13 protein-coding genes are annotated in these 13,742 nt (G+C 35.7%); 12 read left to right on the top strand and 1 reads right to left on the bottom strand.

The window, feature by feature from the left end; translation table 11 throughout:
* Nucleotides 1-70: 70 nt before the first annotated feature.
* The 8 genes from metG (at nt 71) to FP432_RS05105 (ending at nt 8,055) form a co-directional block, all read left to right on the top strand.
* Nucleotides 71-2,059 (top strand): methionine--tRNA ligase, encoded by a 1,989-nt coding sequence (gene metG / locus FP432_RS05140; RefSeq protein ID WP_265488253.1) that lies wholly within the window; start codon nt 71-73, stop codon nt 2,057-2,059.
* Nucleotides 2,059-2,829 carry a TatD family hydrolase gene (locus FP432_RS05135; RefSeq protein ID WP_265488252.1) on the top strand — a complete coding sequence of 257 codons (771 nt, stop codon included), beginning with the start codon at nt 2,059-2,061 and terminating at the stop codon, nt 2,827-2,829. Before metG ends, FP432_RS05135 begins: the two co-directional genes overlap by 1 nt.
* Nucleotides 2,816-3,379, top strand: a complete 564-nt coding sequence (rnmV, locus tag FP432_RS05130) for a ribonuclease M5 (RefSeq protein WP_265488251.1) — start codon at nt 2,816-2,818, stop codon at nt 3,377-3,379. Before FP432_RS05135 ends, rnmV begins: the two co-directional genes overlap by 14 nt.
* Complete coding sequence (gene rsmA, locus FP432_RS05125; protein WP_265488250.1) at nt 3,369-4,256, top strand: 16S rRNA (adenine(1518)-N(6)/adenine(1519)-N(6))-dimethyltransferase RsmA; 888 nt, start codon at nt 3,369-3,371, stop codon at nt 4,254-4,256. Before rnmV ends, rsmA begins: the two co-directional genes overlap by 11 nt.
* Nucleotides 4,257-4,316: 60 nt before the next feature.
* Nucleotides 4,317-4,556 (top strand): Veg family protein, encoded by a 240-nt coding sequence (locus FP432_RS05120; protein WP_265488249.1) that lies wholly within the window; start codon nt 4,317-4,319, stop codon nt 4,554-4,556.
* Between the two features lie 130 nt (nt 4,557-4,686).
* Nucleotides 4,687-5,520, top strand: coding sequence for a pur operon repressor (gene purR / locus FP432_RS05115; protein WP_265488248.1), 834 nt, complete (start codon nt 4,687-4,689; stop codon nt 5,518-5,520).
* Between the two features lie 54 nt (nt 5,521-5,574).
* On the top strand, nt 5,575-6,960 hold the full coding sequence (glmU, locus tag FP432_RS05110) for a bifunctional UDP-N-acetylglucosamine diphosphorylase/glucosamine-1-phosphate N-acetyltransferase GlmU (RefSeq protein WP_265488247.1): 1,386 nt from the start codon (nt 5,575-5,577) through the stop codon (nt 6,958-6,960).
* 114 nt (nt 6,961-7,074) lie between these two features.
* The gene (locus tag FP432_RS05105) at nt 7,075-8,055 is read left to right on the top strand and encodes a ribose-phosphate diphosphokinase (protein WP_265488246.1); all 981 of its coding nucleotides are present in this window, start codon (nt 7,075-7,077) and stop codon (nt 8,053-8,055) included.
* A gap of 33 nt (nt 8,056-8,088) precedes the next feature.
* Here the strand turns inward: FP432_RS05105 and FP432_RS05100 are convergent, their stop codons facing one another.
* Entirely contained in the window at nt 8,089-9,444 is a 1,356-nt protein-coding gene (locus tag FP432_RS05100; protein ID WP_265488245.1) for an HD domain-containing protein, read from the bottom strand.
* 124 nt (nt 9,445-9,568) lie between these two features.
* On the opposite strand from FP432_RS05100, the gene FP432_RS05095 reads away from it, so the two are divergent.
* The 4 genes from FP432_RS05095 (at nt 9,569) to FP432_RS05080 (ending at nt 13,733) form a co-directional block, all read left to right on the top strand.
* A complete protein-coding gene (locus FP432_RS05095; RefSeq protein WP_265488244.1) occupies nt 9,569-9,994 on the top strand; it encodes a DUF1934 domain-containing protein in 426 nt (141 codons plus the stop codon).
* A 39-nt stretch (nt 9,995-10,033) separates the two neighbouring features.
* Nucleotides 10,034-10,582 carry a DNA-directed RNA polymerase subunit delta gene (gene rpoE, locus FP432_RS05090; RefSeq protein ID WP_265488243.1) on the top strand — a complete coding sequence of 183 codons (549 nt, stop codon included), beginning with the start codon at nt 10,034-10,036 and terminating at the stop codon, nt 10,580-10,582.
* 128 nt (nt 10,583-10,710) lie between these two features.
* Nucleotides 10,711-12,333, top strand: coding sequence for a CTP synthase (locus FP432_RS05085; RefSeq protein ID WP_265488242.1), 1,623 nt, complete (start codon nt 10,711-10,713; stop codon nt 12,331-12,333).
* A 131-nt stretch (nt 12,334-12,464) separates the two neighbouring features.
* Entirely contained in the window at nt 12,465-13,733 is a 1,269-nt protein-coding gene (locus FP432_RS05080) for a UDP-N-acetylglucosamine 1-carboxyvinyltransferase (RefSeq protein ID WP_265488241.1), read from the top strand.
* Nucleotides 13,734-13,742 lie beyond the last annotated feature (9 nt).

Below are 13,742 nucleotides of genomic sequence, written 5' to 3'. Positions count from 1 at the left end.
TAGTGCTAAATTTTAGACGTAAGATGCTATGATATACTAGCAAGAAGAGAATTAGAGGGAGCGATTAATTATGGCAGAAAAGAAAACATATTACATTACAACTCCAATTTATTATCCATCTGGTAAATTAACTATTGGGAATGCTTATACTACTGTTGCTGCAGATGCAATGGCACGTTACAAACGCGCTCAAGGTTATGATACTTTCTTTTTAACTGGGACAGATGAACACGGCTTAAAGATTGAACAAAAGGCTGAAGCAAAGGGGATTAAACCGCAAGAATTTGTGGATGATATGGCAGCTTCATACAAAAAATTATGGAATATGCTAGATATTTCTTATGATAAATTTATCCGTACTACTGATAAAGAACATGTGGCTGCTGTACAAAAGATTTTTGAACGCTTATTAAAACAGGGCGATATTTATCTTGGCGAATATCAAGGTTGGTATTCAGTAGAAGATGAAGAGTACTTTACTGAATCACAGTTAGCCGAAGTTTATAAGGATGATAAGGGTAAAGTGATTGGTGGTAAAGCTCCATCAGGTCATGAAGTTAAACTAATTAAAGAACCATCTTACTTCTTTAAGATGAGCAAATACGCAGATCGTTTACTTGATTATTATAATGAACATCCTGAATTTATTTTGCCTCATTCACGTGAAAAGGAAATGGTCAATAACTTTATTAAACCAGGCCTTGAAGACTTATCAGTAACTAGAACTACTGTTAACTGGGGAATTCCTGTACCAAGCGATCCAAAGCACGTAGTTTATGTTTGGATTGATGCTCTATCAAACTATATTACTGCGTTAGGCTATGGTTCTGATAATGATTCTTTATTCCAAAAATATTGGCCAGCAGACGTTCACTTAGTGGGTAAGGAAATCGTTCGTTTCCACACTATTTATTGGCCAATTATGTTAATGGCTCTAGGTTTGCCACTGCCTAAACAAATCTTTGGTCACGGCTGGGTCTTGATGAAAGACGGCAAAATGTCTAAGTCTAAGGGAAATGCTGTATATCCTGAAATGATTGTTGATCGTTATGGACTAGATGCTTTGCGTTACTACTTAATGCGTGAAATTCCATTTGGTAGCGATGGGATTTTTACACCCGAAGATTTTGTTGAAAGAGTTAACTTTGATCTAGCTAACGATCTTGGTAACCTTTTGAATAGAACGGTTTCAATGATTAATCAATATCAAGATGGTATGGTTGCCCCAGTAAGTGATAGCGAAGATGAATTTGCTCAAAGTTTACGTGAAACTGCTCAAACCACAATTGATAATTACTATCAGAAAATGGACCAATTGCATTTCTCACAAGCTTTAGATGAGATTTGGAAGCTTATTTCACGTGCAAATAAATATATTGATGAAACTACCCCATGGGTATTGAATAAAGAGGGTAAAAAAGAAGAACTTTCACGTGTAATGAGTAACTTGGCTGAGAGTTTACGTTTGGTGGCACTCTTAATTCAGCCGGTCATGACTGAAAGTCCTGCAAAGATGTTTGCTCAATTGGGATTAGACCAAGATAACGAAGCAGCCAATATTTTAGAATGGGGTGCTTATGGTTGGAATAGTAAAGTAACTGAAAAACCAACGCCAATTTTCCCTCGTTTAAAAAATGACGAAGAAGTTAAGTACATCAAAGAACAGATGGCTAAGGCTAAGCCTAAGAAGGCAACTCGTAGTCAGCAAAAGGAAGCGCAAAAAGAGGCTAAAACTATTACTATCGATGACTTCGATAAAGTAGAAATGAAAGTCGGCCAAATTTTAAGTGTCGAACCAGTTAAGGGCTCCAATAAGTTATTAGCCTTTAAGTTAGACTTTGGCGAAGACAAGCCACGTCAAATTCTAAGTGGGATTGCTAAGTTTTATCCTAACTATGAAGAATTAGTGGATAAAAAGGTCTTAGCGGTAACTAATTTGAAGCCAAGAAAGATGTTAGGTCACTTGAGTCAAGGAATGCTTTTATCAAGTGAAAAGAATGGTGAAGTTAAGTTGAGTCTTGTTGGCGATGAACATGAAGTGGGAGCGATTCTAGGTTAATGGAACTTTTTGATTCACATACACATTTGAATGATGAACCTTTTAGAGGAAAAGAAGAGTTTTATTTAGAACGTGCTGAAAAACTTGGTGTAACGAGAGCAGCCGTAGCAGGGCAAGATCCTGAGTTTAATGAACGTGCGATTGATTTGAGCGATCGTTTTGATAATTTATATGCAATTGTGGGTTTTTGTCCTGATGTAGCTAAAGATTTTGATCAAGCAGCTAAAGATAAGTTAATTGAGCAATTACAATTAGATAAGACAGTAGCTCTAGGAGAAATTGGCCTTGATTATTACTGGGATGAATCTCCCCGTGATGTTCAACGCCAGGTATTTGCTGAACAATTAGAAATTGCACATGACTTAAAAATGCCCGTTAACATTCATACCCGCGATGCGTTTGAAGATACTTATGAGATTCTTAAGAATAGCAAAGTTGGTGAATATGGTGGCATTTTGCATAACTTTAATGGTGATCCTGAATGGATGAAAAAGTTTTTAGATTTGGGGATGATGATGTCATTTTCAGGAGTAGTTTCATTTACTAAGGCAACCGATGTCCATGCTTCAGCTAAGGCTGTCCCTTGGGATCGGATGCTGATTGAAACTGATGCACCTTATTTAACTCCTAAGCCTTACCGTGGTAAGCAAAATGAAACAGGATACGTACATTATGTTGCTCAAGCAATTGCTGATTTACGTAATGTATCACTCGATGAGGTTGCTACTCATACTTATGAAAACGCGATGAAAATATATGGAATCAAATAATATAAAACATTTTAATGCTGTAGTTATTGTTGAGGGCCGGGATGATACTAAGAGACTAAAACAATTTTTCCCAGGAATCGAGACAATTGAAACTAATGGGTCTGAAGTATCAGAACAAACATTAGCTGAAATTAAAAATTTGGCTCAAAAAAGAGAGATAATTGTTTTTACTGATCCTGATTACAATGGTGAAAGAATTCGTCGTTTAGTAACGGCAGTTGTGCCAACTGCAAAACAGGCCTTTATTACGCGTAAAGAGGGCGAACCAACCAAAAGGGGAAATAGTTTAGGTGTAGAGCATGCTTCAAAAGAAGCTTTGGAGCGAGCTTTAGCAGATTTGCATGAAAGCCAGCCTGAGCCGAGTGATATTACCCGGGAAAAATATTTTGCATTAGGCTTAGGAATGGGACCAAATGCAAGAAAATTAAGAGAACAAGTTGGTATTGAACTAGGAATAGGTTATGGTAATGCAAAACAATTTTTACGTCGCCTAAGGATGTTTGGGATTACTTATTCACAATTAGAGGAGGCAGTTAACCATGTCAAATAATATGCCGATTGCTAATCCAGTGAGAACTCGTGCAATTGTCAATCGCTATTTAATGCGTACAAAGAAAAATTTAGGGCAGAACTTCTTGGTAGATATTCCTGCAATTAAAGGAATAGTAGCAGCAGCCGATATTAAACCAGGAGATCAGGTGATTGAAATTGGTCCGGGAATTGGTTCTTTAACAGAGCAATTATTATTAGCTGGAGCCAAAGTCTTAGCCTACGAGGTTGATAAAGACTTACCAGAAATATTACATAATGAATTACCCCAAACTATTGATGGTGAACCTTTAGCTGATCGCTTTAAATTAGTGATGAAAGATGTTTTAAAAGCTAATTTTAAGGAAGATACAGCTGGCTTTCTTGATTTAAATCAACCAGTTAAGATAGTGGCTAACTTACCGTATTACATTACCACTCCAATTATTTTTGATTTAATTGATAGTAAGCTTAGTTTCACTAGTTTAACTTTGATGATGCAAAAAGAAGTGGCTGATCGTTTGGTGGCGCAGCCTAAGACTAAGGCCTATGGTCCGCTAACAATTGCGGTTCAATCACGGATGCAAGTTGAGCTAGCCGAAGATGTAAAAAGTTCTTCTTTTATGCCAAGGCCAAAAGTCGATTCTGCAGTTGTAGTACTTACCCCTTTGGTACATAAATATGACATTGAAGATGAAACGTTCTTTAATCAGGTAGTTAAAGGTTGCTTTTCTCAGAGACGAAAGACTTTAGCTAATAACTTAAAGGCTTTTATAAAAGATAAAGATAAAAGAGAAGAGTTGATTACAAGGCTTGGTTTTGATCTTAAAGTTCGTCCAGAAGAATTAACGATTACTGATTTTATTAAATTGGCACATGCTTTAAAAAGTATTAGCTAATTTCTTGATGAATATCAAATATTATGGTAAAATACTCCCGAAAAGGGAGCGTGAAATAAAGTGCCAATAACACTCAATACAATTAAAGCTGATTTAGATTCTCACTTAGGTGAAAACCTTGTTGTTGTAGCTCAAGCAGGTCGTAAAAAGGTTACTCGTAGAAGAGGTACTTTAACCAAAACTTATCGTGCCGTATTCGTAGTTGATTTAGATCAAGATCAAAACAACTTTGAACGTGTTTCATACAGCTATACTGATCTTTTAACTAAGAATATTGAACTTGAATTTGAAGAAATGTAGTAATAATTTCTTTAATTAAAAATTGAATATTTTACGAATGATCACTAGAATTTTATGCAATTCTGGTGATTTTTCTCTATATTCAGAGTATTATTTAATAAAAATATTTGTTTTTTAGGAAGGTGAAGCAATGAAACGATCAGAGAGATTAGTAGATATGGTGAAATATTTAATGGATCACCCTCATACTTTGATTGCATTACCATTTTTTGCAGATCGTTATGATGCAGCAAAATCATCAATCTCAGAAGATTTAACTATCTTGAGAACCACATTAGCTAATAATAGAGATGGCATCTTAGAGACTGTAGCAGGAGCTGCTGGAGGTGTACGCTATATTCCTTTTATGGGCAAGCAAGCAGCAATGAGTTTTTTACGAGATCTTGCTGACCGAGTAGAAAATCCAGACCGTATTTTACCTGGCAATTTTGTTTATTTCTCTGATATTTTAGGCTCACCTCAAGATTTACAAAATATTGGTAAGCTGATTGCAACTAAATATGCATTTAGTAAGGTAGATTATGTAATGACCGTTGAGACTAAAGGCTTAACGGTTGCCCAAGCAGTAAGTCGTTTCTTAAATGTGCCTTTCGTACTAGTAAGAAGAAAGCCCAAGATTACTGAAGGAGCAACGATTTCGGTAAATTATGTTGCATCTTCAAGTGAACGTGTGGAAAAAATGGAGTTGGCTAAACGTAGTTTACCAAGTGGTTCTAATGTTTTAATTGTTGATGACTTTATGCGCGGTGGTGGAACACTAACTGGAATGGAAGAATTGGTTAAAGAATTTAATTGTCATGTGGCTGGTATGGCAGTACTTTGCGAAAGCAAGTATGCGTCACGTAAAGTCGTAGATGACTATCAATCTTTAATTAAGATCGCTGAAGTTGACCGAAATAAAAAATTAATAAAAGTACAAACTGGCAATATTGTAGATCAGATAAACTTTGAGCGTTTTTTATAGTGAAAATGCTATAATGGAGACTGTATTAACTTTACTGAAGGGATCATGAATTAAATGAATAAATATGTTGTAATTCTAGCAGCTGGAAAAGGTACTAGAATGAAGTCTAAGCTTTATAAAGTTTTACACAAGGTTTGTGGCAAAGCTATGGTAGAGCATGTTGTTGATGCTGCAAAGGGAACTAATCCTACTGAAATTATAACTGTAGTTGGTACTGGAGCAGCTAAGGTAAAAGATGTCTTAGCTGGTCAATCAGAGTTTGCTTTCCAAAAAGAACAGCTTGGTACTGGAGATGCTGTAATGGCAGCGAGTGGGTTGCTTGCTGACAAAAATGGAGTTACTTTAGTAGCTACGGGAGACACTCCTTTATTTACAAGTGAAACTTTTAATAATTTATTTGCTAAGCATGAAGCAGATGGCAATAGTGCGACTGTTTTAACTGCAAAGGCACCTAATCCATTTGGTTATGGTCGCATTATCCGTGATGAAAATGGTAATGTCTTACGTATTGTAGAACAAAAAGATGGTACTCCTGAAGAATTGGCAGTAGATGAAATTAATACTGGAGTATTTGCTTTTAATAATAAAGAATTATTTGAAGCCTTAAAACAAGTTGGTAATAATAATGCTCAAGGTGAATATTACCTTACTGATGTGTTAGAAATCATGCGTAAAGCTGGTAAAAAAGTTGGTGCTTACCAAATGCCAGACTTTAGTGAAAGCTTGGGTGTCAATGATCGAGTTGCTTTAGCTCAAGCAACTAAAATTATGCAAAAACGGATCAATGAAGCACACATGCGTGATGGTGTATCATTTATTGACCCTGATACAGCTTATATTGATGCTGGAGTAAAGATTGGTAACGATACAGTTATTGAAGGTAATGTAGTTATCAAAGGTGATACAGTTATTGGTAGTGAATGCTATATTACTAATGGATCTCGTATTATTGATTCAAAGATTGGTAATGGGGTAACTATTACGTCCTCAACTATTGAAGAATCTGAAATGGATGATAATTCAGATATTGGTCCTAACTCACACCTACGTCCAAAGGCAAAGATTGGTAAAAAGGCCCATATCGGTAATTTTGTGGAAGTTAAGAAAGCTGAAATTGGTGAGAATACTAAAGTTGGTCATTTAACATATGTTGGGGATGCAACTTTGGGTAAGGACATTAATATTGGGTGTGGTACGATCTTTTCAAATTATGATGGTGTTAAGAAGTTCCATACTAATGTCGGTGATCACGCATTTATTGGAGCGGGAGCAACTATTATTGCACCAGTAAACATTGCTGATCATGCATTTATTGCAGCTGATTCAACTATTACTAAAGATGTAGATCGTTATGAGATGGCGATTGCCCGTGGTCGTCAGACTAATAAGCCAGATTATTGGCACAAATTACCTTTATCAAAGGATAAAGACTGGGAATAATCAAATAATTTCAAAAAGAGTCAAACTGTTGACGCTTTTTTTGTATAATTTGCGCACAAGACGTATTTTTTTGCTATTATTAGGTAAGAATGTAAGTTTTTTGTGGAGGAAACAATGTCTAAAGTAGACGATAAAATTAAAATTTTTGCACTCAACTCTAACAAGCCATTAGCAGAAAAGATTGCCGATGCAGTTGGAGTAAAATTAGGTAAATCTAGTGTTAAGCGATTCAGTGATGGAGAAATCCAAATTAACATTGATGAATCAGTACGTGGAAAAGATGTATATTTAATTCAATCAACTAGCGCACCAGTAAATGATAACTTGATGGAATTATTAATTATGATTGATGCTGTTAAACGTGCTTCAGCTCATACTGTTAACATCGTTTTACCTTATTATGGATATGCGCGTCAAGATCGTAAGACTCGTGCTCGTGAACCAATTACTGCTAAATTAGTAGCAGACATGATTCAAGCTGCTGGTGCAAATCGTGTCCTTTCACTTGATTTACACGCTCCGCAAATTCAAGGGTTCTTTGATATTCCAGTTGATAATTTAATGGGAGCTCCACTATTAGCTGATTACTTCTTGAGAAATGGACTGCAAGAAAATGCTGTAGTAGTTTCACCGGACCATGGTGGGGTAACTCGTGCTCGTAAGTTAGCAGAATTTCTAAAAACACCAATTGCCATTGTTGATAAACGTCGACCAAAGGCAAATGTTGCTGAAGTCATGAATATTATTGGTGATGTGAAAGGTAAACGTGCAATTATCATTGATGATATGATTGATACTGCGGGTACTATTACTTTAGCTTCACAAGCTTTAATTGACGCTGGAGCAACAGAAGTTTATGCTTCAGCTACTCATGCGGTCTTATCAGGACCAGCTGTTGAGAGATTGAATAATTCACCAATTAAAAAGCTAGTCTTAACCGACTCAATTAATCAACCTGAAGATAAGCAATTAAATAAAGTGGAACTTGTATCAGTTGGTCCATTAATGGGTCAGGCAATTAAGTTTATTCAAGAACATAAGCCATTAAGTCCATTATTTAATACTCGTTTCCAAACAGAAAAAGTTAATAAATAAAAAAAAGTTTTGATCTAAAAGATCAAAACTTTTTTAGTGGTCAGGATAATATAATTCATTGTTTTTAATGTAACGCTGAAATTCATGATAAATCGGATCAAAAAGTTCAAGATCATCGTTTTTCTCTACCATTGTTTTGGGGAAGAAGAAACGTTCATCACCTTGAAGGGTACCATTTAAAGATTTAACTAAAGGACTAACTTCAGAAAGCTCAATGAGACTACCATCTTCTTGCATGATTTCAATTGGACTATGAGCATTTTTGCCACTTGGTTTATAAGCATCATAAGGTTCATCAAAAGCAGAGTTGGTAGCTGTATAATATTCAGGATTAAATCCAGCTTCTTTAATCAGATCTTTTAATTTTGGAATTAATTCTTCGGTAGCTTTGTTTACTTTTACACTTTCTAATGGATGTCGGTCTAAATAACTAGTGGCTAAGTCTGCTAAGATTTGGTCACTGGAGTTACGCCACATTGAGAAATTAGTTTCCATGACTCCATCATCAAGAGATAAATAATCATTCAAGTTCCAATCACCAGCAAGAAAGGCCGCTAATTGTGGGGTAACAAGCAATTGATGTTTATCTTCTTGATAAAGACTTTGGGCGCGACTTAAGAGGTGATGTAAAATCACTTCAGTTGAACGATTAATTCGGTGGAAATATACTTGTTGGTACATTTGGTAACGACTGATGATGTAGTCTTCGACTGCATGGATTCCCTTATCAGTGAAAGCAATGCCATCTTTATAGGGACGAATTACTTCTAATACGCGAGTTAAATCAAAAGATCCATAAGTTACACCAGTAAAATATGCATCTCTTAAGAGATAGTCCATCCGATCAGCATCTGCTTGACTAGAAATTAATTTTACTACCTGTGGATTAGGGTAAGTTTTTGCAATAACTTGGGCTACTAATTCTGGAAAGTCGGGACTTACTTGACGTAAAGCTTTGTTTACCTCAGTGTTTTCGTCAGTAATAATTTTTTGGCCCATCTTTTCATGATCAGTATTGAATAGATGTTCAAAGGTATGCGAATATGGGCCGTGTCCAATATCATGTAATAATGCTGCACATTCAGCAAGTAAGGTTTCATCTGGATTCCATAAACCATCACCAGGTGTCTGACTTACATAGCGATCATTAAAAATATTACAAATTCTACGAGTAAGTTCGTAAACGCCTAGATTATGCTCGAAACGTGTATGAGTAGCACCTGGGAAGACATAACTAGCAGGACCTAATTGTTTAATCCTACGGAGACGTTGAAATTCTTTAGACTTAATTACATCATAAATAACTTTATCTCGAATATGAATATAATTATGTACCGGATCACGAATTACTTTTTCATGATCTAACTTCTTGCTTTTAAATTTAGTCATTTTTCCTTATAATTAATCCTCGATAATAAAAATTATAGATTATAATACTTTATTTCTTTACTAAAATTGATTATAACAATATTGGTGAAGGATAGCTATCTAGCAGACTTTTTAGGATAAAATTATGGAAAAATTAAGAGTAGAAATTACTAGTAAAATTACCCAAGAAGATCAGAGCGAAACAATTAAGCGCAAGGGTCATGGAAAAATGGAACGAATTGAAGGCGGTTGGCGTTTTCAATACGATGAAGAAAATAAAACTGGTGATGTCCCTGTTAAAATTATGATTAAAAATGATGAGATGGTAATGCAGCGGGGTTCTGTTGAAGCTAATGATTATACGATGATGAAATTCGCAGTTGGCGAAAAGAAAAATTGTCGGATAATTGCGGCTTCTAGAATTATGGATCTGACTAGTTTAACGCAAAAATTACAATTTTTTGATGAAAATAATGATAATCTACAACTAACAGTTGAATATGAGCTGTTTTCTGGTCTATACTTAATAGGTAACTATGCAATTGATATTAAATTTTATCGTGAAGCTTAACTAAACGATGAAAGTGAAAATTGAAAGGACGTGCCATTAGTGGGTTTAGATGATTTTAAAGGTCAAAATAAAGACGAATTATCAATGATTGAAGTTGCTTTGGCAATTTTACAAGATAGTGGCAAAAGAATGGCCTTTGCTGACATCGTAAATGCTGTTCAAAACTATTTAGGCAAAAGCGATGAAGAAATTCGTGAAAAATTACCTCAGTTTTATACTGATATGAACACTGACGGCGAATTTATTTCAATGGGGGATAATGTTTGGGCTTTACGTTCATGGTTCCCATTTGATTCTGTTGATGAAGAAGTAAATCACCCAGAAGATGAAGATGAAGAAGGAACTAATCGTAAGAAGCACCACAAGAAGGTTAATGCCTTTATTGCCGATAGTGATGACGATGATGTAATCGATTATGACGATGATGATCCTGAAGATGATGATTTAGAAATTGATGATTCTGACAGTGATGATGAATATTCAGATGACGATGATTTAGATGATGCAAGTGATGATGATCTTGATGATGGTATTGAAGGTCAGTTATCAGAACTTCATCATGATGATCTCGATGACGATGATGAATAAAGTGCTTGACGGAAATAACTTTTCCCTTTAATATTTTGTATGGGCACTTTATGTGCATTTCATTTTAGCTCCCAAGCGGGAGCTTTTTTTGTTTTTACAAGTTTATTTTTTGAAGAAAGGAAGCACGCATGACTAAATACATATTTGTTACTGGTGGAGTTGTATCATCATTAGGTAAAGGTATTACTGCATCTAGTTTAGGACGCTTACTAAAAAATCGTGGCTTAAAGGTCACAATGCAAAAATTTGATCCTTACATTAATATTGACCCAGGAACTATGAATCCATACCAACACGGAGAAGTTTTTGTTACTGATGATGGTACTGAAGCTGATCTTGATTTAGGTCACTACGAAAGAATTGTAGACGTTCGAACTAGTAAATATTCTAATGTTACTACTGGTAAGATCTATAAAGAAGTTCTAGAAAAAGAACGTCGCGGTGATTATCATGGAGCAACTGTTCAAGTTATTCCACATATTACTGATGCAATCAAGAAAAAGATCATGCGTGCGGGATTAACTACTGATTCAGACGTAGTTATTTCTGAAATTGGTGGTACTGTTGGTGATATTGAGTCAACACCATTCATGGAAGCAATTCGCCAAATGCGTCGTGAAGTAGGGGAAGAAAATGTGATGTACATTCACTGTACTTTAGTTCCTTACTTACATGCAGCACAAGAAATGAAGACTAAGCCTACGCAACACTCCGTGGCAGAACTTAGAAGTATTGGGATCCAACCAAATATGCTAGTGTTACGTGCTGAAAAAACGGTTCCACAAGAATTAAAGAATAAGATCTCTACTTTTACTGATGTTCCTGTAGATCGTATTATTGAGTCAATTGATGAGCCATCTTTATTTGATGTCCCACTTTCATTCCAAGAACAAGGAATGGATCAATTAGTATGTGATTACTTAGGTCTTGAAAGTCCAAAAGCACAAGCTGATATGGAGGCTTGGAAGAAGCTTGATGAACGTGCTAAGAATCTTGAACACACAACTAAAATTACTTTAGTAGGTAAATATGTTGAATTAGAAGATGCCTACATTTCTGTTACTGATGCCCTTCAACATGCTGGTTACTTATACAACACTAAAATTGAAGTAAATAAGGTACAAGCAGAAGATATTACTGAAGATAATATTGCTGAAATTATGAAAGATACTGATGGTTTGATTGTACCTGGTGGTTTTGGTACTCGTGGCTTAGAAGGTATGATTACTTCTATCAAGTATGCTCGTGAAAATGATGTACCATTTTTAGGTATTTGTTTAGGAATGCAAATGGCATCTGTTGAATTTGCACGTAATGTCTTAAACTTAGAAGATGCAAATAGTGCAGAAGCTGAACCAAATGCTAAAAATAATATTATTGATATCATGGATGATAAGCGTGATATTGAAGATATTGGTGGTACATTACGTTTAGGTCTATATCCTGCTACTCTTAAAGCTGGTACTAAGACTCGTGCTGCTTACGATGATCAAGATGTTATCCAAGAACGTCACCGTCACCGTTTTGAATTTAATAATAAATATCGTGAATCCTTTGAAAAAGCTGGTATGGTATTTTCTGGAGTATCACCAGATAATCGTTTAGTTGAAATTATTGAAATTCCAGACCATAAATTCTTTATTGGTGCCCAATATCACCCAGAGTTCCTCAGTCGTCCGCAAAGACCTGAAGGTTTATTTAAAGCATTTATTGGTGCAGCAAGTAATTTGCCAGAATCAAAATTTGATTAGAATCAATTATTAAAATTAGTTAACAAGAGGGATAGCAACGGTTGTTCCTCTTGTTTTTTTGTGTAATTTTATATATCATATTGAATGATATATTTGTGTAATACAATTAGATGAAGAGGATAGTTTCCCCAATGAAGCAAATGATTATTCATGGTGGAAAGCCCTTAAAGGGCGACGTATGGATTGGTGGAGCAAAAAATTCAACCGTAGCTCTTATTCCTGCGTCAATACTTTCGCGTACTCCGGTAACGTTTGAAGGAGTACCCAGAATAGCAGATGTTGATAACTTGATGGACCTGCTTAGTGAGATGGATGTGAAATGTGATTTTCGTGAAACAACTTTGAAAATCGATCCAGAGCATATTCATATGAGCCCATTACCAGCAGGTAAAATTAAGTCATTGCGAGCATCTTATTACTTTATGGGTGCATTATTGGGTCGCTTTGGAAAGGCTGTGGTTGGCTTCCCTGGTGGGGATGACATTGGGCCACGACCAATTGACCAGCATATTAAGGGCTTTGAAGCACTTGGTGCTACAGTTAAAAATGAAAATGATCAAATAATTATCACTGCCCCTGAAGACGGTTTAAAAGGTGCTGTAATTGATTTAGCCATGCCTTCGGTTGGTGCTACGATTAATATAATGTTAGCGGCAGTAACTGCTAAAGGTCAGACTATTATTAATAATGCGGCTAAAGAACCAGAAATTATTGATTTAGCAACTTTTTTGAATAATATGGGTGCAGTTGTACGTGGAACGGGTACTGAAACGATTAGAATTGAGGGAGTAGCTAAGTTAGAAGCGAAAGCACCTCATACTATTATTCCCGATCGAATTGAAGCTGGTACTTATATTGCACTGGCTGCTACTATTGGTAATGGAATTCGAATCCATAATATTATTGAAGAGCATCTTGATAGTTATTTAGCTAAAGTTGAAGAAATGGGTGTTGTAACCAAAGTTGATGAGGATTCGCTTTATGTTTATCCAGCTGGAGATTTAAAGATGATTCAAATTAAAACCGATCCTTATCCTGGCTTTGCAACTGACCTGCAGCAACCAATTACTCCGCTACTTTTAAGTGCTAAATCAGGTGAAGGTATTATCAGTGATACGATTTATCCCAAACGTATTGGACATATTCCTGAATTGCAAAAGATGGGCGCAGATATTCAAGCAGAAGATAATTTTATTTTGATTCATCCAACTGCAGAGTTAAAGGGCGCTCATGTATCTGCTGGGGAGATTCGTGCCGGTGCTTGTTTAATGATAGCTGGTTTAATGGCTCAAGGTGAAACTGTTATTTCTAATGCTGGTAATATTTTACGAGGTTATGATCGCGTAGAAGAAAAAATTAGAAAACTTGGCGGCGATATTTCAGTAATTGATGTTGATTAATTGAATATA

Origin of the sequence: Lactobacillus sp. PV034 (assembly GCF_014522305.1) — a bacterium.
Taxonomy (GTDB): Bacteria; Bacillota; Bacilli; order Lactobacillales; family Lactobacillaceae; genus Lactobacillus.
Note: the sequence above shows the minus strand (reverse complement) of the source record. Positions and strands in the feature narration are given on the sequence as shown.